Here is a 22059-nt window from a genome sequence, read left to right as displayed (position 1 = left end):
AAGTTACTAATTGTTAAATATTATTATTTACTATGTTTTATAGGCAATATATGTCTTTTAGGGATTTTGGTGAAAATTTAATAATGAAGATGAATAATTTATGAATAAGTAGTAGTATTGTTCTTTCATCGTAGCACAGGAGAATAATTATGAAGTTATTGAAAGAGTTATCGGAATCGTTACAACCACAGCAAAAGTATCAATTATTGATTAATGGCCAATGGAGAGATGGTGCTTCGGGTAAGACCTTTACAAGTGTTAACCCAGCTACTGGTGAACAATTGGCAGTGTTAGCAGAAGCTGACCAAACTGATGTTGATTTAGCTGTAAAAAGTGCTTGGCAAGCTTTTCCAGCATGGAGTAAAACCTCTCCTGCTGAGCGTTCAGCATTATTATTAAAAGTTGCTGATTTATTAGAAAAAGAAACAGAACGTTTTGCTACTTTAGAAACATTAGATAATGGCAAACCTATTCGTGAAACAATGAATGTTGATGTGCCTGCTTCAGTAGATCATTTTCGTTATTTTGCAGGTGTAATTCGTGCTCAAAGTGATGAAGCAGATGTTATTGACGAAGATACATTAAGTATTGTTTTAAGTGAGCCTATTGGTGTTGTTGGGCAAATTATTCCTTGGAACTTCCCATTATTAATGGGCGCATGGAAAATAGCACCTGCACTAGCTGCAGGTAACTGTATTGTGATTAAGCCATCACGTGAAACTTCAATTTCTTTAATAGAATTAGCACGTGTGTTAAATGAAGTGTTACCGGCAGGTGTGGTGAATGTTTTAACAGGCTCTGGTGCAACTACTGGTCAGTATATGTTAGATCACGAAGGCTTTAGTAAGCTAGCCTTTACAGGTTCTACTGACATTGGTTATGACGTGGCTAAGGCTGCGGCTGAAAAATTAATCCCTGCTACTTTAGAGTTAGGTGGTAAGTCAGCAAATATTGTATTTGAAGATGCGCAAATGGATAAGGCTGTAGAAGGTGCAGCTATTGGTATTTTATTTAATCAAGGTCAAGTTTGTTGTGCGGGCTCTCGTTTATTAGTACAACGTTCTATTTATGATAAGTTTCTAGAGCAATTAAAGGCTAAATTTGAGTCTGTTAAAGTGGGAGATCCATTAGATCCTAATACACAAATGGGTTGTCAAATCAACGAGAAGCATATGAATAAAATTCTAAGTTTCGTTGGTGTGGGGACTAGTCAAGGGGCACGCTTATTAACAGGCGGTGAGCGTTTTGGTAATGAAGGAGCATTTGTTAAGCCAACAGCTATTGTAGATTGCAAGCCTGATATGAAAATTTCTTGTGAAGAGGTATTTGGCCCAGTATTAGCCGTAATTCCTTTCGATACTGAAGAAGAAGCAGTTAAAATTGCTAATGATTCTGAGTTTGGTTTAGGTGGTGCTGTATGGAGCCGTGATATTAACCGTGCTTTACGTGTGGCTAAGGGTGTAAGGACTGGTCGTATGTGGGTAAACTGTTATAATCAATTACCTGCTCATGCACCTTTTGGCGGTTATAAAAAATCAGGCATTGGTCGTGAAACACATAAGATGATATTGGAAGCGTATACTCAGAAGAAAAATATTTTTATTAGTACCTCTGAAAAACTCACTGGGCTATTCTAATTAATTGGATAGCTTTATAAAGGGCTAACCTTTAGCCCTTTAGCCAGTAATATATAAAGAGTAGATTTCAAGGATCGGACATTATTTATTTTTGACAAATATAAGAAGTTTTTAATAATTTGAAATTAATTTATAGGGATTTTTCTATATAAAACATATGCTTGCTTTTGTTATAGTGTCTATGGTGTTAGAAAATTAAAACTTTTTTGAAACAGAGTGAACTTTTATTATTATTAGTGTTCATATAATGAGACTGAGATATAAATACATCTCATTCATGCTCCTTGATGTTAAGTATTGGTAGTTTTTGTTGGGTTTCCCCTAACCCAGCAGCTTGAATCCCAGATTTCTCCCCCTCCCTAAATTTGAAATCTGGGATTTTTTTTGCCTAAAAATTAGTCGATTGCAAGTAAATAAGCCATAATTAATGCATCTTCATGGCCTTTAGGGGTAGGGTAATAGTTTGTACGGCGTCCTATTTCATTAAAACCATAACTTTCATAGAGATGATAAGCACTTAAATTACTTTCTCGTACTTCTAAAAAGCATTCTTTAGCACCTAGTTGTTCAGTTTCTTTCATTAGGTGTTCTAATAAGACTTTACCCAATCCTTTATTTTGTTGTGGAGGATTAATGACAATATTAAGCAGCTCGGCTTCATCTGCAACAATTTTGACGATACCATAGCCTGCTAATTGCTGTTGATTAAATAATAACCAACATTGGTAACTAGTGACGGCATCATTGATTAAAGTTTTTGACCAAGGGTGATAGTGAGCTTGTTGTTCTATTGCATAAACAGCATCTACATCATCTATTGTCATTTTACGGAAAAAGAGATTAGTTATACTTGCCATAGGGGAATCAATTGGCGAATACTCTGCCAAAGATTGGCTTTGTATTGTGGGTTATCAATTAATAATTCTAAGCTAGGGCTGAGCAGGGTTTGGCCCAGTAAATCTACAATAGGCGTTTGATAATAATCTTGTTCATCTAGACCAATAGTATAGCGAATAGTTGATAATCCAATTAACCATAGGCAACAACTATCAGTTGCTTGTTCTTGATAGGTACTAATAAAGCTTTGTAAAAATTCTTGTGCTTCTTTTGTGCCTTGTGGAATGGAAATCTGTTTAAAAAGTGGCCAATGAACAATATCACCTAGTAATTGAGGGCTATCTGGCAATTTAGCAGCACGTAAAATATTACGCAGTAATTGATAAGCAGGGTCTCTGATTTGGAATGCGGTACCAGTGGGTAATTCTACTAAAAGTAAACAACGGCCAGCTTGCATCAATTGTAATGAGAAGTGAGGTGTTTCATCAGAAGAAGTAGCTAATGGTGTGATTTCTGGGGTATAAGGTTGTTCTACAATAATTGGCTCAATAGTAGTAACTTTTTCTTCGATAGTTACATCTACTATAATCTCTTCAGTGACTTTTTTTAATACGGATTGGGATATGAAAGACTCACTAATAACTGCTGAATCAGTATTTATAATAGAAGGGGCCGCATTAGGTAATATTACTCGAGGTAGCCAAGTATCAATTTGCATGGCTGCTAAGTAATTATTACGTTCAGTTTCATTCATCACTAATAAGTTTTCTTCAATAAATTATGTTCTCTATTTTACTCATTACTGTAGATAATGTTTAGTAAAAATAATTATTTATTTTTTAGCGTAAAAAACTGATCTTGAAACGTGCACATTCTAATAACATCACGGTATTTGCCATTAACAAAGAATTCATGATGTAGTAAACCTTCTTTAATAAACCCTAATTTTGAATAGATATGAATAGCTTTTTCATTTTCTTGGTCTACTAATAGATAAAGTTTATAAAGATTTAGAATATTAAATGCATATTCCATAGCTAATTTAGTTGCTTTGCTAGCATAGCCTTTGCCTTGATAAGCAGGATCAATAATAATCTGGAATTCTGCATTACGATGAATATGATTAATTTCCATTAGTTCAACAAGGCCGATAGGCTTTGCTTGACTTTGAATAATAAAACGACGCTCACTTTGGTCATGAATATGTTTATCATACAGATCAATTAGCTCAACAAATGCTTCATAAGGCTCTTCAAACCAATAACGCATAACATTAGCATTATTATCAAGTTGGTGAACAAATTTTAAGTCTTTTCTCTCTAACGGTCTTAGTTGAATAGTACTATTTTCAATAATAGCCATAATGTTTCCTAATATGGTTTTGGCAACTATTTTATTATAAAGAAATGTTGGTTGAGAGATTTAATTGAAAACAGATATTTAAATGAAAAAGCCCAGTTAAATTGGGCTTTTAAACAACAGCAAGTTTTATTGCTTTTGGGTAGAACTTTCTTGCTTCATACGCTCTAACTCTTGTTGATATAATGCATCAAAATTAATTGGAGCAAGCATTAATGCAGGGAATGAACCTTTTACTACTAGGTTATCTAAGGTTTCACGAGCATAAGGGAAAAGTAAATTAGGGCAGAATGAACCAAGCATATGGCTTACATCATCTGCGCCAAGTCCTTTGATTAAGAAAATACCAGCTTGTTGTACTTCAGCAATAAAAGCTACATCATCATCAATTTTAGCAGTAGCAGAAAGTGTTAAAACAACTTCATATACACTGTCTTCTAAAGAGTTTTGACGAGTATTTAAATCTAGGTTAACCGCCGGCTTCCATTCTTTTAAAAAGATATCAGGTGTTTTGGGTGACTCAAAAGATACATCACGTACATAGATACGTTGAATGGAAAATTGTGGTTCTTGAGCGTTATTTTGTTCAGACATATAAAGTATTCATCCGTTATCAATTAATAAAGAATTAGTTCGTTGTAAGTAATGAATCTAGTTTTCCTGCATTTTCTAATGCAAATAGATCATCGCAACCACCAATATGTTGGTCATTAATCCAAATTTGTGGAACAGTATTTTTACCAGCTTTTTCTCTCATTTCAGTACGGACTTCTGGCTTGCCATCCACAGTAATTTCTTGAAAGCCAACGCCCTTGTGAGTTAACAACTGTTTAGCTTTCATACAATAAGGACACCAAGCACTTGTATAAATAATGATTTTAGCCATATTACTATGCCTTTGCTTTCTTTTTGACTAAAGGTAAACCATCCGCTTTCCAGTTGGAAATACCTCCACCCAATTTTGCTACATTAAATCCTATCTTTTTCATATCACGGCAGATAGGTCCACTTTGTTGACCTTGATTATCCACGATAACAATTATCTTATTCTCTTTATACTTATTAAGTTCCACCATGCGTGATGCAAACTTATCAAAGGGAATATTAAGTGAGTCAGTAATATGACCTGTGCCAAAATCTTTTGAGGAGCGAATGTCCACTATGATGGCTTGATCACTATTAAGTAATGATGTGAGTTGAGCAGAGCCAATACTACGACCACCACGACGTATTTCAGTGATAGCCAATACTACTAATAAGGCTAAGAAAATACCACACAAAAGATAGTGGTTGCCAATAAATTCTATAATTCGAGAAGTATTCATTAATTAATGAGTTCCGCTATAAATGATCAGTAAGTATACACGAAGTTTTATAAAATCTAATAAGGGAGTTTATACATTAAAACGGAAATGCATAACATCACCATCTTTAACAATGTAATCTTTACCCTCTAAACGCCATTTACCTGCTTCTTTAGCGCCAGACTCTCCCTTATATTGAACAAAATCATCATAAGCAATAACTTCAGCACGAATAAAACCTTTTTCAAAGTCGGTGTGAATAACGGCTGCTGCTTGTGGTGCTGTGGCACCAACTTTAACTGTCCAAGCTCTTACCTCTTTTACGCCAGCCGTAAAATAGGTTTGTAAGTTTAATAGCTCATAGCCTGCACGAATTACTCGATTTAATCCCGGTTCTTCTAAGCCTAGTTCTGCTAAGAACATGTCTTTGTCTTCACCATCTTCAAGTTCAGCAATTTCTGCTTCTATTTTATTGCAGATAGGGACAACAACAGCACCTTCTTCAGTTGCTATGGCTTTTACAACATCTAAGTGAGGATTATTTTCAAAACCATCTTCTGCTACATTGGCAATATACATAACAGGTTTTACTGTAAGTAGATGGAATGTTTTAATTTTTGCTTTTTCTTCTTGAGATAAATCTTTAAGCATTGAGCGTGCAGGTTTACCATCAGTTAAATGAATTTGTAACTTTTCTAATAAAGCTTTACTAGCAATGGCTTCTTTATCGCCACCTTTTGCCATTTTTTGAGCACGTTGTAGTTGTTTTTCAATGCTATCAAGGTCAGCAAAAATAAGTTCTAAATCAATAATTTCAATATCACGTTTTGGATCAACGCTATCGGCCACATGAACGATGTTATCATCTTCGAAGCAGCGTACTACGTGGGCAATGGCATCAGTTTCACGAATATTCGCTAAAAATTGGTTACCTAAACCTTCACCTTTTGAAGCACCTTTTACTAAACCAGCAATATCGACGAATTCCATAGTAGTAGGGAGAACACGTTCTGGTTTAACGATCTCTGCTAAAATATTTAAGCGTGCATCAGGCATAGGCACAATGCCACTATTAGGCTCAATAGTGCAGAATGGAAAGTTTTCAGCGCCAATACCTGCTTTGGTAAGCGCGTTAAATAAAGTAGATTTACCAACATTTGGTAAGCCAACAATACCGCAATTAAACCCCATTGTATGTATCCCTTAAAGTTATTTATGCTTTTTGACTATGTAATTGGTGCATGGCTTTGTTCCAATCGCCTGTAACTATTTCAGGTAATATATCAAGTGTATGTTCTATGCTGGTAGCCAGCAATTGGCGTTCTGCTTGAGGTGCTCTACTTAATACAAAATTTGAAACTAAGTTTTTGTTACCTGGATGGCCAATACCTAATCGTAATCGATAGAAGTTATTTTGATTAGCACATTGCGCAATAATATCACGTAAGCCGTTATGACCACCATGACCACCACCTTGTTTCAGTTTTGCTATGCCGGGTGGTAGATCAAGTTCATCATGTGCTACTAATATAGCGTCGGTAGGAATGCGATAAAAGTTGGCTAGAGCAGTTACTGCTTGACCACTACGATTCATATAGGTTGTTGGAATAAGTAATCTTACATCTTGACCATTTAAGGTAAAACGTCCAACTAAACCAAAATATTTGCGATCAGCTACTAATGGAACATTATATTTTTCTGCAATGCACTCAACGAAAAGGGCTCCTGCATTATGCCTAGTTTGATCATATTCTGGTCCTGGATTACCAAGACCTACTATCAACTGTACGGCAGTCATGTCAGGAGCCCCTCTTTATACAGGAGAATTACTCTGCTGTAGGTGTTTCACCACCAGTTGCTGCTTCATCAGTGCTTTGTACACGTGGTGTGTGAATAGTAGCAACAGGTAAGTCATTATTGTGAGCTAATGCTACAAGTTCTACACCTTTAGGTGCTTTAAGGTCTGATAAGTGAACGATTTGGTCAAGTTCAACATTCGCCATATCTACTTCAATAAACTCTGGTAAGTCTTTTGGTAAGCAGCTAATTTCAACTTCACCAGTGATGTGAGAGATTTCCCCACCATCTTGTTTAACACCAATCGCTGTAGCTTCATTGATGAAGTGTAAAGGAATAGTTGTAGTAATTTTTTGACCAGCAACCATGCGTTGGAAATCAATATGTAACACGAAACCTTTTGCAGGATGACGTTGTAATGCTTTGATTAACACACTTTCTTTTTGACCAGCAACGTTAACAGTTAAGATATGACTGAAAACTGCTTCGTTCTCTAATAACTTCGCAAGGTCTTTAGCTAATACGCTCACTGATTTAGGTGCTTTATCGCCACCATAAATAATGCCAGGAACCATGCTTGCGTTACGACGAAGGCGGCGGCTCGCACCTTTCCCTAAGTCATCACGCGCTTGCGCGTCTATTATGAAATCTACCATTTTTAAAATCTCCAAAAATAAAAACGCTCAAAACGTTTGCGACCAGCGTTTGAGCGACTTGTAAAAGGCTTATTATAAATAAGCCAAGTTAAATAGCGCTTGTTTAATAACGGAACATAGCGCTAATAGATTCTTCGTTACTGATACGACGTACTGCTTCAGCCACAATTGGAGCAATATCGAGTTGGCGAATTTTAGCACAACCTTGCGCTTTTGCCGAGAGCGGAATGGTATTAGTAACAACTAATTCATCAAGCACAGAACCATTAATATTCTCTATTGCTGCGCCTGATAAGATAGGATGTGTACAGTAAGCCAATACTTTAGTAGCACCAAAGTCTTTTAACGCTTTAGCTGCATGGCAAAGAGTGCCAGCTGTATCTACCATGTCATCAACAAGGATACAGGTACGGTTTTCTACTTCACCAATTACATGCATCACTTCAGATTGATTAGCTTTAGGACGACGTTTATCGATAATAGCTAATTCAACACCTAATGATTTTGCAACTGCTCTTGCTCTCACTACACCACCGATATCTGGTGATACTACCAATAAATTTTCAAAGCGTTGCGCAATGATATCGTCTACCAATACAGGTGAACCATAGATATTATCTACAGGAATATCAAAGAAGCCTTGAATTTGGTCTGCATGAAGGTCAACAGTCAAAACACGGTTAACACCAACTGTGTCTAGTATGTCAGCAGCTACTTTAGCAGTGATTGGTACACGAGCAGAGCGTGGACGGCGATCTTGGCGAGCGTAACCAAAGTAAGGAATAACGGCCGTGATACGGCTAGCAGATGAACGACGGAATGCGTCAGCCATTACTACTAATTCCATTAAGTTATCATTGGTTGGAGCACAAGTTGGTTGAATTAAAAAAACATCCTTACCGCGAACATTTTCATTAATTTCTACGCTGATTTCACCATCAGAGAACTTACCAACAGATACATCACCAAGAGGTATGTGTAGCTGGCTAACCACACGTTTTGCTAGATCAGGGTTAGCATTCCCTGTAAAAACCATCATTTTTGACATGGAGTGATACCTAGAGAGGTTATCAAAGAATATGGCAGGGGTGGCTGGATTCGAACCAACGCATGGCAGGATCAAAACCTGCTGCCGTACCGCTTGGCTACACCCCTATACTATTTAAAATAGGTATTTAGGTTTCTTGCTTATCAAGAATTGGTGCGCACTTTAATGTTTGAAGAGCATAATGTCAACACCTAAACGAAAAAAATATTAGAAATCTTAATTTAATATTAATGTAAAACTAAAAATTTAGACATTGGTATTACTTTGAGATAGACTTTCGAGAGTATATAAAAAGCACTAGTCAAATCTGTAGTCTTGAGTGATTTTAGAAATATTGTATTAATATCAATCTGGTAGATGATGGGATTATTAAAACAAGTGTCACAAAAAACTTTTTTACCTTGGTTCTGTTCAGGGTTGATGAGTTTATGCCTTGCAGGATGTGACTCAGGTACTTCGCTGAATGCTTTAGAAAAAATAAAGCAGGAAGGTGTGCTGCATGTAGTTACTCGTAATAGCCCTGTTACTTATTTTGAAGATCGTAATGGGGAAACGGGTTTTGAGTATGAGTTAGCTAAGCGTTTTGCTAAAAAGTTAGGTGTAGAACTCAAAGTAGAACCTGTTAATTCATTTGATGATGTATATAGTAAGGTTGTAGAAGGTAATCAATTAGTTATTGGGGCTGCTAGTTTAGTGAATACTTCTAGAAGAAATGAGCAGGTAACTTTTTCAAATCCTTATTTAGTTGTTGATAGCTTAGTGTTGTATCAACGTTCAGCTAAACGGCCCATGAATGTCAAAGATTTAATTGGTAAGTCTATTTTGGTTGTTAAAGGAAGTAGTCAAGCTGATCAATTAAGAGCATTAAAGCAACAGTATCCAGATTTAGAGTTTCAAGAATCAGATACAGTGGATGTTGTTGATCTTTTACAGCAGATTGAAGATAAAAAAATAGATATAACAATTATTAATTCTAATGCACTTGCTATGACACAAGTTTATTACACGGGTGTAAGAGTTGGTTTTGTTTTAGAGAAAGAACAAAAAATGGGTTGGGTAGTTGCAAACAACCCTGAAGATGCAAGTGTAATAGACGCAATTAATGAGTTTTTTGAAGAAGTTGAAGAGTCAGGTAGTTTAGCTCGTTTAAATGACCGCTTCTTTGGACACCTTGATACACTTGGTTATGTTGGTGCTTATTCTTTTGCGCGACATTTACAAGAACGTTTGCCTAAGTATGAAAAATATTTTATTGAATATGGCAAAAAGAATAGTTTAGATTGGAGATTATTGGCTGCCATTGCTTATCAAGAGTCACATTGGAATCCAGATGCAGTATCCCCTACAGGCGTTAGGGGGATAATGATGTTGACGCAAAGAACAGCAAAAGCAATGGGAGTTGAAAATCGTTTAGATGCTAAGCAAAGTATTATGGGGGGGGCTAAGTTTTTATCCATCATAAAGCAGTCAATCAATAAGGAAGTTGTAGACCCTGATCGTACCTTTTTTGCTTTAGCCGCCTATAATATGGGGCAGGGACATCTGGCTGATGTACAAAAAATAGCAAAATTAAATAAATTGGATGCTAATTCATGGCGCGATGTGAATCATGTATTACCATTAATTTCACAAAAACAGTGGTATCAAAAAACTCGTTATGGTTATGCAAGAGGTTTTGAGACTAAACAGTTTGTACGTAATGTCCGTCGTTATTATGATATTTTAAATTGGTTAAATCATTCACAACGTGAAATGCCTAATACAGAAGATCCTCAATTACATATTCCCGCATTAAGTCGTAATGAGGCAATGGCAACAACGACAAAATCACTTTAAGCGACGATTTTTAAAGAATTCTTTTAATAAAGCTGAGCATTCATCTACTAATACACCACCTTCTATTATTAAGCGATGATTAAGGAATGGTTTGTTAAAAAATTGGTCTTGGCTAATAATTACGCCTGCTTTGGGTTCTGTAGTACCATAAACTAGGCGACTGATACGAGCATGTACTAGTAACCCTGCACACATACTACAAGGTTCTAATGTGACATAAAGCGTTGTATCAATGAGACGATAGTTATTAAGTGATTTAGCTGCTTCACGAATCGCTACCATCTCTGCATGGGCGCTAGGATCATGTAGTTTAATAGGTTGGTTAAAGCCGCGCCCAATAATAGTGCCATGATGAACAATAACAGCACCTACTGGAACTTCTCCAATAGCCGCACCTTGTTTAGCCAAATCTATCGCTTGCTGCATAAAGTATTGGTCTTGGCTACGATCAATAATTTGCTTTGGATGTATATTCAATATGGTTTTTCTATATTCATAAAGTTGCTAATTGTGAGTTGAATAATAATCATTGACAGGTTATAGTCAAGTATCGGCATAAAGTATGCATAATTTAAAAAAGAGTAGAAAAGATTAAAAAAGTTAAATAATAGTCATCGTAATGACTGCATGAAAAACAATTATCCTAATATAAATAATAAGTTAGACTAAATTTACTATAAATAGATAATTGACAGAAAGGTTACTTTACGGTTGACTTAAAGGTTCTTAGGTAATAAAGGTATTCTATCATGACAGTACCCCTGCGTGCTGATCCATTAGAAGCAAGTGAGTTTTTAAAAAAACACCCAGAAATACAGTTTGTTGATTTATTAATTGCTGATATGAATGGGATTGTTCGTGGTAAGCGCATAGAACGAGCTAGTTTACAAAAAGTTTATGAAAAAGGGATTAATCTTCCAGCCTCCATTTTTGCTTTAGATATTAATGGTTCTACTGTAGAAAGTTCAGGATTAGGGCTTGATATCGGTGAGGCAGATCGAGTTTGCTATCCCATTGCTGGCACATTATGTGTTGAGCCTTGGCAAAAAAGACCAACGGCACAATTATTAATGGCTATGTATGAGCCTGAGGGTGTTCCTTTTTTTGCGGATCCTCGTGAAATTTTAAGGCAAATAGTAAAACAGTTTGATGCGTTAGGATTATACATTTGCGCTGCTTTTGAGGTGGAGTTTTATTTAATTGATCAAGAAAATATCAATGGCCGACCTCAACCTCCACTTTCGCCTATTTCGGGTAAACGACCTCAGTCTAATCAAGTTTATTTAATCGATGATCTAGATGAATATGCAGATTGTTTACAAGATATTTTAGATGGTGCAAAAGTACAGGGTATTCCCGCTGATGCTATTGTAAAAGAAAGTGCGCCGGCTCAATTTGAGGTGAATTTACACCATGTAACGGATCCTCTTAGGGCTTGTGAGTATGCTATTTTACTTAAACGATTAATTAAAAATATTGCATATGACCATGAAATGGACACTACTTTCATGGCTAAACCTTATCCTAAACAGGCTGGTAATGGCTTGCATTTACATGTTTCTATTGTGGATAAAGAGGGTAATAATATTTTTACCTCAGATGATGCTGAGCAAAATAAAACATTGCGTCATGCCGTAGGTGGCGTATTGGAAACCTTACCTAAAAGTATGGCCTTTTTATGTCCCAATGTGAATTCTTATAGGCGTTTTAGTTCACAGTTTTATGTGCCTAATGCACCAACATGGGGATTAGATAATAGAACAGTGGCTATTCGTATTCCTACAGATACCCCAAGTGCTGTACGAATTGAACACAGAGTAGCAGGTGCAGATGCCAACCCTTATTTATTGATGGCAGGTTTATTAGCAGGTATCCATCATGGGCTTACTAATAAAATAGAGCCAACCGAAGCAGTTGAAGGTAATGCTTATGAACAGTATGAAGCGAGCTTACCTAATAATTTACGGGATGCTTTAAGAGAGTTGGATGATAGTGAGGTATTTGCTCGTTATATTGACCCAAAATATATTGATATATTTGTAGCCTGTAAAGAGAGTGAGTTGGAAGAGTTTGAACTTTCTATTTCCGATTTAGAATATAATTGGTACTTACATACTGTTTAAATAACAAATTAATGATATAGGTGTGATATGTCTCGAGTAGTAAGTGTGGCTGCTACCCAAATGGCTTGTAGTTGGGATCATGATGCGAATATTGCTAAGGCTGAAAAGTTGGTTAGAGAGGCCGTTAGTAAGGGCGCAAATATTATTCTCATTCAAGAGTTATTTGAAACACCTTATTTTTGTCAGAAACCTAATGCTGATTATATGCTTCTGGCAACATCCATAGAAGATAATCCAGCTATCAAGCATTTTCAAAAAATAGCAGCTGAACTAGAGGTTGTATTACCAATTAGCTTTTTTGAACTAGCGGGACGCGCTCGTTTTAATAGTATTGCTATGATTGATGCTGATGGAAGCTTATTAGGTATTTATCGTAAGAGCCATATTCCAGATGGTCCAGGCTATCATGAGAAATATTATTTTAATCCTGGTGATACAGGTTTTCAGGTATGGCAAACTCGCTATGCTAAGATCGGTGTTGGAATCTGTTGGGACCAATGGTTTCCAGAAAGTGCTCGTGCAATGGCTTTATTAGGGGCAGAGTTACTGTTTTATCCCACTGCTATTGGTAGCGAGCCACATGATTCTACTATTTCTTCAAGAGATCATTGGCAGCGAGTACAACAAGGCCATGCAGGTGCTAATGTAATGCCTTTAATTGCTTCTAATCGTGTGGGCAGAGAAGATCAAGAGAACTATCATATTACTTTTTATGGTTCTTCATTTATAGCTAATCAGTTTGGTGAGAAAGTAGCTGAAATGGATGAAGAAACGGAAGGTGTCATTACTTATACCTTTGATTTAGATGTATTAGAAAAAGTTCGTAGCGCTTGGGGGGTATTTAGAGATCGTCGTCCAAACTTGTACTATCCATTAACAACACTTGATGGTTATCTTGAATCCTAAGGATAAAAGTATGTTAACTACTCCTAAAGCTGATGGGTTTTATATGCCTGCTGAGTGGCATCCACAGTATCAGGTATGGATGATTTGGCCTGAGCGTACCGATAACTGGCGTTTAGGCGCTAAGCCAGCTCAAAAAGCGTTTACTGAAGTTGCTTTAGCTATTGCTGAATTTGCTATAGTGACAGTGGGAGTGAGCGCAATACAGTATGAAAATGCATTATTTCATTTAACAAAAGGGTTAACGGATAAACTTATTCGAGTAGTTGAACTTTCATCGAATGATGCGTGGGCAAGGGATACTGGTCCAACTTTTGTAATTAGTGACGATGGTGAAGAGTTACGCGGTGTGGACTGGGCATTTAATGCTTGGGGTGGCTTGGAAGGTGGTTTATATTTTCCTTGGGATCTAGATGATCAAGTAGCTTCAAAGATTCTCCAGATAGAAGGCTATGCCCGTTATCGTTGTGATGATTTTGTCCTAGAAGGTGGTTCTATTCATGTGGATGGTGAAGGAACAGTATTAACAACCGAAGAGTGTTTATTAAATCACAATCGCAATCCTCATTTAACACGGCAACAAATTGAACAATATCTCGGTGATTATTTAAATATTGAGAAAGTCATTTGGTTGCCTAAAGGTTTATATAATGATGAGACCAATGGGCATATAGATAATTTTTGTTGTTTTATTCGTCCAGCAGAAGTATTGCTAGCTTGGACAGATGATGAGAACAATCCTAATTACAATCGTTGTCAGGAAGCTTGGCAAGTTTTAGAACAAGCTATAGACGCTCAAGGAAGAAAGTTAATTATTCATAAAATGCCTATTCCTGGGCCATTGTTTGCATCAGAAGAAGAGTGTGATGGGGTTGATTATCATGAAGGTAGTCAACTTAGAGATCCTTCTATTCAATTAGCAGGTTCATATATCAATTTTTTAATAGTGAATAATGGTGTTATTGCTCCTTATTTTAATGATCCTAAAGATGAAGAGGCTAAAGCTATTTTGCAGCAACTATTTCCTGATAAGAAAATAGTAATGGTGGCTGGACGTGAAATTTTATTAGGTGGGGGCAATATTCATTGTATTACCCAGCAGCAACCTTTTTAATCAATAACTAGCAGCAGTTAAATCAACAGTAAAAGGGTTTTCTTTTAGGCGAGAAACGCCAGTGTCGATATGACCATTGTTAAATAGTTTAATCCAGCGATAGCCAGGTGCTAAATTATCTAGTTTGAACTCATTTGTATCTGGTGCAAATTGAATGCAAGTAGATGGGCTGGAGAATAAGTAAGTTCCACGATAATATAGCTCAACGACTTGATGTACATGACCACAAAGAACAACATTAGCATTTAGAAAATACTCTAGACAATCTAAAAACTCCCATGATTCTTGTAATCTAATATCATTAAGCCAACGTGCATTAGTGGCAAAAGCTGGGTGATGAATACCAATTAAATGAAAGCGTTTGGTTGATTGCAGGGACTTTAATAGGTTTTCTAATAATTCTTTTGCTAACTTACCATGGTTTTCACCAATAACTTGTGAGTTAAGCGTGATTACACGCCAATGTTCGCCTATATCTTGTTGAGTAATTAGATGTTCTTGAAAGCTATCAATACTGCTAATAACAGAAAAGTCATCATGATTACCAGGCGTCCATAAAGAAGGGGCATTGATTTTTTTAATTTGCTCTTGGAAAAATTGATAAGAAGCAAGACTACCATCTTGAGAGATGTCACCTGTTACCAATGCTAAGTCAATATCAGGTTGTTCTTCATTGATAAGTGCAATAACCTTTTTGAGACTTTGAGCCGTTGGAATACCGAGTAGTTCTTCCTGTGGATTAGCAAAAAGATGAGAGTCAGTTAGTTGTACACAAAGCAAATAATCTTTATGGGATGCCGCAGTCATTATTAAAAAGGAACCTTTTGATACTATTTATAGTTTTTAGTATAACGGATAAATTGTTATCTACCTAACCTTAACTTATTACATTGGTGGTAGTTCTTTTAGGCAGCTAGTTCGTTTTTCCATAGAGTCTTCTTTAGTCATACAGTCAGAGACAGCTTTAATATGAGGTTTTCTAGAGAAGTCATCCATACAATAATCATAAAAGTTAAGGTCACTAGCAATTTCTTCTAGTTTATTAATGGTCTGTTTTTTCTGCTCATACTCTTCTTGTGTAATGCTTTTTTCTTGGAAATTCTTATCTACTATTCTATGTAGATAAAGTGCTGTATTCATCATAGTAGATGGGGTTGTTTGACAGCTAATTCTTTGTTGTCTTAATTTTGATTCAACTATAGTTTCTTGCTTTTCTTGAGAAGTGGTTTCTTCTTTTTTCTCAGCAAAAATAAGTGTTCTAGTATCTTTCGCTACTTCTATTTTATTAGGAGAGTAATTTAAAGTTTGATCAGGTGGAATTTTAGAGTAATGCCATTTACCGGTAGTGTCTTGCCATTTGTATAACGTTTTATCATTTATATTTTGCGCAAAGACAATTGTAGGGATTGTTAGTATAAATCCTAAAAAAAGAGTAGCAATTGTCTGAGTGATGTTTTTCATAATGATTAAGGATTATACCTATAAAAACTAAAGTCAAATATTAGATAATAGTAATAGTAAAAATGCCATTTAATGTCATAAAATAACAAATTATGTCATGCATTATAGAGTGCTTGATTTGTTGACTTATTTTACTGATTCGGCAATTAACCAGTCAATACTCCATGTACCAGCGTTTTCAGTAAGTACATTAGATAAATAAGATAATAAAGTAGTTAGTTCATTCTCAAGCTTCCATGGTGGGTTTGCAATAACCATTCCAGATCCATTTAATCCTAAATTATTATCAGCAGGTTTTATCATAAGTTCTGCTTTTAGTAGTTTGGGAGCATTAGACATTTTTAATTGATTATAAAATTTATTTAGGTTTTTTTGATCCTTAATAGGATACCAAATAGCAACTATAGCTTGCCTCATACGCGCGATAGCATCCGTTAAACTTTTTACACAAAGGTCTAGCTCATTTGTCTGCTCAAAAGGCGGATCTATCAATAATAAAAGTCTTTTTTCTGTTGTTGGTAACAGCGCTTTAGGTAATAACCAACCATCCTGCGTATGGATAGTAATACGAGAATCTTTTCTGAAATTTTGCTTCAGTAGTTGAGCATCTTCTGGGTGTTTCTCATTAAAAATTATACGATCTTGAGGGCGCATAAGTTTTTGAGCTAACATAGGGGAGCCAGGATAATATTGTAATTTTTTATCTACATTAAGCTGATTAATAACCGTTATATAGTCATCAAATAACTCTGGTGTGTTTGCTTGCTCAAGCAACAGTTTAATACCTTCTAACCATTCGCCAGTACGTTCTGCCTCTGAACTGTATAAGTCATATATTCCTAATCCAGAGTGAGTATCTAAATAAGCAAAGGGTGTTTCTTTTTGACAAAGTAAAGCGATCAGACGGCTTAAGACAACATGTTTAAAAACATCTGCATGATTTCCTGCATGAAATGCATGGCGATAGTTCATAATAAATTTCCACTATATTAATAAGATAACATCTTTTTTAGGTTTCAATAGGCGAGTGTCAGTAGAACAGGTTACAATATTTGGTATTATAGTAACAATTATTGTTTATGTATTATCTAATTGTACTATCTATTTAAAGGTATTACCCCTTTATCGTATTTCCTGTTGTTCATTACTAAGAAGTTAATATATGGTTGCTAATAAAAATATTCATTCTGTTGTTGCTACTATTGATTTAGGCTCGAATAGCTTTCATATGCTGTTAGCTAGAGTTGATGATGACAAAATACGTGTTTTAGAGCAATTAGGGGAAAAAGTACAGCTGGCTGCGGGTATTACGGATAATTTACAGTTAGATGATCAAGCAATGGAGCGTGGCTATAACTGTTTAAAGCGTTTTGCGCAATTTGTTAATGATATGCCTTTAGGTAGCGTAAGAGTGGTAGGCACTAATGCATTAAGGGAGGCAAGAAACCGTAAAGTATTTATTAAGCATGCAGAAGAAATACTAAAGCATCCAGTTGAAATTATTTCTGGTCGGGAAGAGGCAAGGCTTATTTATTTAGGGGTTTCCCATACCTTACGAAGTTCTAAAGATAAGCGCCTAGTAGTGGATATTGGTGGTGGTAGTACAGAGTTTATTATTGGCCAAGGTTTTGAGCCTAAATTATTAGAAAGTCAGCAGATGGGCTGTGTTAGTTATAATAAACGTTTTTTTGTGGGTGAAAAATTAACAGCAAGTCGTTATGCACAAGCTTATACAGCGGCTCGATTAGAACTAATGGCTATTGAGCAGTCATTACAAAAAATGGGATGGCAGGAAGCTGTAGGTTCTTCAGGGACTATAAAAGCAATAGCAAATGCTTGTAAGTCTGCAGGTTACTCTTCATCAGAGGCTGATATTACTCGAGAAGGTATCACTTGGTTAAAACAAAAAATTCTGAAATTAGGTGATATTGAAAAATTAAATATAGAAGGTATTAAAAATGATCGTAGAGTCATTTTACCGCCTGGCTTGGCAATATTAGAGGCCATTTTTGATGCATTAGATATTGATAAAATGACTTATTCAGAAGGTGCATTAAGGGAAGGTGTGCTTTATGACCAATTAGGTCGTTATACTCATGAAGATGTTCGAGAGCGTACTATGACCTATTTACAAGAACGTTATCGAGTTGATATAGAGCAGGCTACTAGAGTTTCTGAAAAAGCATTAGAAGCATTAGGACAAGTTGCTGAAGCATGGGGGCTTGAAGATGAGTGGTATATAGAGTTATTAGAGTGGGCAGCTAAAGTGCATGAAATAGGACTAGATATAGCTCATTATCAATACCATAAACACAGTGCTTATTTATTAGAATATTCAGAGTTATTAGGTTTTTCAAAACAAGAACAGCAAGAATTAGCTTTATTAGTCAGGGGACATCGCCGCAATATCCCTAGAGATAAATTTGAAGAGGCAGCAGAGAATAGTGAGCAATTGATAAGGCTCTGCATATTATTGAGATTTGCCATCTTATTTCATCATATTCGTAGCAATCAAAATAAACCAACGGTTAAATTAGTAGCTAAATCTAAAAAATTAGAAATTCGCTTTCCTGAAAATTGGCTAGAGGAAAACCCTTTAACTAGGGCTGATTTTGTACAAGAAGCTAGTTGGTTAAAGCGTATAGGTTATGAGTTAAATGTTTCTTAAAGGATTCTTATGAAAAAGAGTAAGCTGTGGCTGTTACTTATCGTATTAATTGCACCGATGTTAGCTTATGGAAAGAGTAGTGTATGGATAGCTGAAAAAGATAACAAAAAAATTATTTTAGCAGGCAGTGTCCATTTAATTCATCCATCACAACTTCCATTACCGGCAGAATATTTAAAAGCATTTGATGCCTCTAAAAGAATAGTATTTGAGATAGATTTAGCTGAAATGAGTTCGTTAACATCTGCGGCTAAAATGATGCAAATATTTCAGTTACAGGGTACAACATTAGATAAAACCCTCAAGCCAGCAGTATGGCGTGAATTACAACAAATGATGCAAAAGCATAATATTCCAACTACTTTAGTTATGTTTGATGCAGCTTTTATGAGTTTCTCATTGCCTATGATTATTTGGCAACAACAAGGTTATCAAGAAGGTATTGATAAAATTTTATATGATAAAGCAAAACAGCAAGGCAAAGCGGTGGCTGGTTTAGAAACCTTTGATCAACAATTGGCTGCATTAGCTTCACTAAAACGAATAAATCCCAATATACTTATTGAAGAAACTTTAAAAGGGTTAACTGATCCAGAGTTAGCATTGGATACATTAATAAAACAAGTTTATCAGGGTGAAACTACAGCCATTGAAGACCAATTAGAGCATTATAAAACAAAAGATATGGAAACGTTTTACCAAAACTTACTAGTTAAACGTAATCAGGCATGGATTGCTCAAATTACGCGTTATGCAGCAGATAATACACCAACTATGGTAGTTGTCGGTGCTATGCATTTAGTGGGTGATGATAGTGTATTAAAGTTATTAGAAGAAAAGGGTTACCAAATAAAATACTATGAGTAATAGGTTACTCAGTTTTTAAATGACGCCCTCCATTGATACTAAGAATTTCTCCTGTAATATTTGAGCTATCTAATAAGTAGTTGATAGCTCTAAATATTTCCTGTTCACCGGGCACAATATTGAGTAGTGATTTATTAATTGCTTGTTGTTTATAGCTATCTGTATCTTGCTCATTAAACATAACCAGTGAGGGTGCAATACAATTCACTTTAACATGAGGAGCTAATAGTTTAGCAAAGGAAAGAGTTAAATTAGTTAAACCAGCTTTACTAGCACAATAGGCAATATGATCAGAACTGCCTTTTCTAACACTGTCATCTGTAATATGAATAATATCTGCTAAACTAGAGGTCATAAGCAACTCTCTACAATGCAAGTTAATCAAGTAAGGGGCTTGCATATGTACGGTGAATAGCTCTGCGAAAACCTTTCCAGTACCATCATCTTTTAACCATGTAGAAGCATTATGAATAATGGCGCGTAAAGATGTAGTGGTTTGTTTTAGTTGAGTAATAAATTGCATTATACTTTCATTATTTTGAAAGTCAGCTTGGATAGCGATAGCTCCTTTACTTTTTAATTGATCTATTGTTGGGCGATTTTGACGGTAAGTGACAATAACGGGAACTCCTTGTTCTAACCATTGCATAGCGCAGTAAAAACCAATACGTTGGCCTGCACCTGTAATTAGAATAGGGGATATTGTCATATTAACTCCTAATAGTAAGTCATTGATGGTAGTGTATGGTAACCAATGCAGAAATAGAAAGCTATTGGATTGATTTATGGTCTGATCTTTACGATTTTAAAGAAATAGATCAAAAGCTGATTTGTTTGTTACCTAATGATGAGTCAATAGCTTTTGATGATTGTTTGGGATGGATACAGCAAGTAGTTTATAGCGGTAAACGATTGAAGTAGTAAGTTCATTGAGTTCTAAAACAGTAATGCTATTAGAGATAAAGAATGACTGAGCAACAAACTATTCCTGCGATTATTAATCAATACATAGAAATGCTATGGTTAGAAAAAGGGTTGTCTGATCATAGTCGTAATAGTTATTTAAGCGATTTACAACATTTTGATCAATGGTTAGCAAAATATAATATTCAGATAGAAAAGGCTGGCCGAGAAATGATTTTAAATTATTTAGCTTGGCGCTTAGAAAAAGGTTATAAGGCTCGTTCAACGGCTCGTCTATTGTCAGCATTACGTAGTTTTTATCGTTATCTAGTCAGGGAAGGTCTTTGTGATACTGATCCTACATTACAAATTGAAATGCCGAAACTAGGCCACCCACTCCCTAAAACATTATCTGAACAAGATGTAGAAGCGTTATTAGCGGCACCAGATATCGAAGATACTATTGGTTTGCGTGATAAAGCTATGTTAGAGGTTTTATATGCTTGTGGCTTACGTGTAACAGAGTTAGTAAGTTTAACGCTAGAGCAAGTCAATTTACGACAAGGTGTGTTGAAAACGTTTGGTAAGGGGCGAAAAGAGCGCTTAGTCCCCTTAGGTGAAGAAGCTATTATTTGGATAGAACAATATTTAAAAACAGGTAGAGGCCTGTTATTAGCTGGTAAAGTCAGTGATGTATTATTTCCTAGTAGTCGTGGCGATATGATGACACGCCAAACTTTTTGGCACCGTATTAAACTTCATGCTAAGGTGGCAGGTATTACTAAATCACTGTCGCCACATACCTTACGTCATGCTTTTGCAACACATTTATTAAATCATGGGGCTGATTTGAGGGTTGTACAAATGTTACTAGGTCATAGTGATTTATCAACAACACAGATTTATACACATATTGCACAAGCTCGATTACAAGAGTTACATGCTAAACATCACCCTCGAGGATAATGTTTTTATTTAATGATATTACTTTGTAATATAGACTATAAATTTACTTTAAAGAAAATATTATGGAAAAGTTAGACCGTTACGATCTAAAAATTTTAGAAATATTACAAAAAGATGCCAGTTTGCCTAATCATGAGTTAGCTGATCAAATTGGTTTATCTCCGTCACCTTGCTCAAGACGAATTAAGCAGTTGGTAGAGTCTGGATATATTGCTAAACAAGTAGCCTTATTAGATGCAAAAAAATTAGGGCTTTCGTTAACTGTGTTTGTTTTGGTGGGTATGGATCGTCATACACCTGAGCGGTTTGAACGTTTTCAAGCAGAGTTAACAAAGCATTCAGAGGTAGTTGAATGTAGTTTGATTACAGGGATGGATGCAGATTATCAGTTGAAAGTAGTTGTGCCAGATATTGATTATTATCAGAAATTTTTATTAGGTGTATTAACACGAATAGAAGGTGTAACTAGCGTTCGTTCTTGTTTTGTACTTAATCAAGTAATTTCTAAAACAGAGATGCCATTAGAGCATTTGAAGAAGGGTTAATCAGTACTCATAATTTATTTGTAATGAGTACTGAT

Annotated in this window: 25 protein-coding genes and 1 tRNA gene; 10 read left to right on the top strand and 16 right to left on the bottom strand. The window is 35.7% G+C overall.

The features are described 5' to 3' along the window. Positions 1–149 precede the first annotated feature (149 nt). Positions 150–1637 carry an aldehyde dehydrogenase family protein gene (locus tag MTZ49_RS02940; protein WP_264746907.1) on the top strand — a complete coding sequence of 496 codons (1488 nt, stop codon included), beginning with the start codon at positions 150–152 and terminating at the stop codon, positions 1635–1637. A gap of 395 nt (positions 1638–2032) precedes the next feature. On the opposite strand, the gene rimI is transcribed toward MTZ49_RS02940, so the two are convergent. The 11 genes from rimI to MTZ49_RS02885 form a co-directional block, all read right to left on the bottom strand. Beyond that, positions 2033–2494 (bottom strand): ribosomal protein S18-alanine N-acetyltransferase, encoded by a 462-nt coding sequence (gene rimI / locus MTZ49_RS02935; RefSeq protein ID WP_264746906.1) that lies wholly within the window; start codon positions 2492–2494, stop codon positions 2033–2035. Then, on the bottom strand, positions 2482–3231 hold the full coding sequence (locus MTZ49_RS02930) for an energy transducer TonB (protein ID WP_264746905.1): 750 nt from the start codon (positions 3229–3231) through the stop codon (positions 2482–2484). Before MTZ49_RS02930 ends, rimI begins: the two co-directional genes overlap by 13 nt. A gap of 71 nt (positions 3232–3302) precedes the next feature. After that, complete coding sequence (speG, locus tag MTZ49_RS02925) at positions 3303–3836, bottom strand: spermidine N1-acetyltransferase (protein ID WP_264746904.1); 534 nt, start codon at positions 3834–3836, stop codon at positions 3303–3305. 126 nt (positions 3837–3962) lie between these two features. Next, on the bottom strand, positions 3963–4427 hold the full coding sequence (gene secB, locus MTZ49_RS02920; RefSeq protein WP_264746903.1) for a protein-export chaperone SecB: 465 nt from the start codon (positions 4425–4427) through the stop codon (positions 3963–3965). Between the two features lie 34 nt (positions 4428–4461). Next, positions 4462–4719 (bottom strand): glutaredoxin 3, encoded by a 258-nt coding sequence (grxC, locus tag MTZ49_RS02915; RefSeq protein WP_264746902.1) that lies wholly within the window; start codon positions 4717–4719, stop codon positions 4462–4464. A gap of 4 nt (positions 4720–4723) precedes the next feature. Beyond that, entirely contained in the window at positions 4724–5158 is a 435-nt protein-coding gene (locus MTZ49_RS02910) for a rhodanese-like domain-containing protein (RefSeq protein ID WP_264746901.1), read from the bottom strand. A gap of 69 nt (positions 5159–5227) precedes the next feature. Further along, positions 5228–6328, bottom strand: a complete 1101-nt coding sequence (ychF, locus tag MTZ49_RS02905) for a redox-regulated ATPase YchF (RefSeq protein ID WP_264746900.1) — start codon at positions 6326–6328, stop codon at positions 5228–5230. Positions 6329–6350: 22 nt separating this feature from the next. Beyond that, on the bottom strand, positions 6351–6935 hold the full coding sequence (gene pth, locus MTZ49_RS02900) for an aminoacyl-tRNA hydrolase (protein WP_264746899.1): 585 nt from the start codon (positions 6933–6935) through the stop codon (positions 6351–6353). A gap of 28 nt (positions 6936–6963) precedes the next feature. Beyond that, positions 6964–7590, bottom strand: coding sequence for a 50S ribosomal protein L25/general stress protein Ctc (locus MTZ49_RS02895; RefSeq protein ID WP_264746898.1), 627 nt, complete (start codon positions 7588–7590; stop codon positions 6964–6966). A gap of 103 nt (positions 7591–7693) precedes the next feature. Then, complete coding sequence (locus MTZ49_RS02890; RefSeq protein ID WP_201093031.1) at positions 7694–8638, bottom strand: ribose-phosphate pyrophosphokinase; 945 nt, start codon at positions 8636–8638, stop codon at positions 7694–7696. Between the two features lie 32 nt (positions 8639–8670). Then, positions 8671–8745 (bottom strand) — tRNA-Gln (locus MTZ49_RS02885). Positions 8746–8998: 253 nt separating this feature from the next. Here MTZ49_RS02885 and mltF point away from each other — a divergent pair. Continuing rightward, complete coding sequence (mltF, locus tag MTZ49_RS02880; RefSeq protein ID WP_413774170.1) at positions 8999–10474, top strand: membrane-bound lytic murein transglycosylase MltF; 1476 nt, start codon at positions 8999–9001, stop codon at positions 10472–10474. On the opposite strand, the gene tadA is transcribed toward mltF, so the two are convergent. After that, on the bottom strand, positions 10466–10945 hold the full coding sequence (gene tadA / locus MTZ49_RS02875; RefSeq protein WP_264747818.1) for a tRNA adenosine(34) deaminase TadA: 480 nt from the start codon (positions 10943–10945) through the stop codon (positions 10466–10468). The genes mltF and tadA overlap by 9 nt on opposite strands. 278 nt (positions 10946–11223) lie before the next feature. On the opposite strand from tadA, the gene MTZ49_RS02870 reads away from it, so the two are divergent. The 3 genes from MTZ49_RS02870 to aguA are packed head-to-tail and all read left to right on the top strand — an operon-like array spanning position 11224 to position 14614. Beyond that, entirely contained in the window at positions 11224–12597 is a 1374-nt protein-coding gene (locus MTZ49_RS02870) for a glutamine synthetase family protein (protein ID WP_264746896.1), read from the top strand. Positions 12598–12624: 27 nt separating this feature from the next. Then, positions 12625–13503, top strand: a complete 879-nt coding sequence (gene aguB, locus MTZ49_RS02865; protein ID WP_264746895.1) for an N-carbamoylputrescine amidase — start codon at positions 12625–12627, stop codon at positions 13501–13503. Between the two features lie 10 nt (positions 13504–13513). Further along, positions 13514–14614, top strand: coding sequence for an agmatine deiminase (gene aguA, locus MTZ49_RS02860; RefSeq protein ID WP_264746894.1), 1101 nt, complete (start codon positions 13514–13516; stop codon positions 14612–14614). On the opposite strand, the gene cpdA is transcribed toward aguA, so the two are convergent. The 3 genes from cpdA to MTZ49_RS02845 form a co-directional block, all read right to left on the bottom strand. Continuing rightward, positions 14615–15421, bottom strand: coding sequence for a 3',5'-cyclic-AMP phosphodiesterase (gene cpdA / locus MTZ49_RS02855; protein ID WP_264746893.1), 807 nt, complete (start codon positions 15419–15421; stop codon positions 14615–14617). A gap of 78 nt (positions 15422–15499) precedes the next feature. Next, positions 15500–16075 carry a hypothetical protein gene (locus MTZ49_RS02850; RefSeq protein WP_264746892.1) on the bottom strand — a complete coding sequence of 192 codons (576 nt, stop codon included), beginning with the start codon at positions 16073–16075 and terminating at the stop codon, positions 15500–15502. 126 nt (positions 16076–16201) lie between these two features. Then, positions 16202–17047 carry a 23S rRNA (adenine(2030)-N(6))-methyltransferase RlmJ gene (locus MTZ49_RS02845; RefSeq protein ID WP_264746891.1) on the bottom strand — a complete coding sequence of 282 codons (846 nt, stop codon included), beginning with the start codon at positions 17045–17047 and terminating at the stop codon, positions 16202–16204. A gap of 190 nt (positions 17048–17237) precedes the next feature. Between MTZ49_RS02845 and ppx the strand changes: the two genes are divergently transcribed. Continuing rightward, positions 17238–18743: an exopolyphosphatase gene (gene ppx / locus MTZ49_RS02840; protein WP_264746890.1), complete on the top strand. Its 1506-nt coding sequence runs from the start codon at positions 17238–17240 to the stop codon at positions 18741–18743. Between the two features lie 9 nt (positions 18744–18752). After that, positions 18753–19610, top strand: coding sequence for a TraB/GumN family protein (locus MTZ49_RS02835; RefSeq protein WP_264746889.1), 858 nt, complete (start codon positions 18753–18755; stop codon positions 19608–19610). A gap of 4 nt (positions 19611–19614) precedes the next feature. Here the strand turns inward: MTZ49_RS02835 and folM are convergent, their stop codons facing one another. Continuing rightward, positions 19615–20319, bottom strand: coding sequence for a dihydromonapterin reductase (gene folM / locus MTZ49_RS02830; protein ID WP_264746888.1), 705 nt, complete (start codon positions 20317–20319; stop codon positions 19615–19617). Positions 20320–20354: 35 nt separating this feature from the next. Here folM and MTZ49_RS02825 point away from each other — a divergent pair, with 35 nt between their 5' ends. The 3 genes from MTZ49_RS02825 to MTZ49_RS02815 all read left to right on the top strand — a co-directional run bounded on the left by MTZ49_RS02825 (position 20355) and on the right by MTZ49_RS02815 (position 22024). Next, entirely contained in the window at positions 20355–20531 is a 177-nt protein-coding gene (locus MTZ49_RS02825) for a hypothetical protein (protein ID WP_264746887.1), read from the top strand. 45 nt (positions 20532–20576) lie between these two features. Continuing rightward, a complete protein-coding gene (xerD, locus tag MTZ49_RS02820; RefSeq protein WP_264746886.1) occupies positions 20577–21479 on the top strand; it encodes a site-specific tyrosine recombinase XerD in 903 nt (300 codons plus the stop codon). A 62-nt stretch (positions 21480–21541) separates the two neighbouring features. Beyond that, positions 21542–22024, top strand: coding sequence for an Lrp/AsnC family transcriptional regulator (locus MTZ49_RS02815; RefSeq protein WP_264746885.1), 483 nt, complete (start codon positions 21542–21544; stop codon positions 22022–22024). Positions 22025–22059: the final 35 nt, after the last annotated feature.

It is taken from the genome of Entomomonas sp. E2T0, assembly GCF_025985425.1.
Taxonomy (GTDB): Bacteria; Pseudomonadota; Gammaproteobacteria; order Pseudomonadales; family Pseudomonadaceae; genus Entomomonas.
The sequence above is the reverse complement of the archived record's forward strand: the minus strand, read 5'-3'. Positions and strand labels throughout refer to the sequence as shown.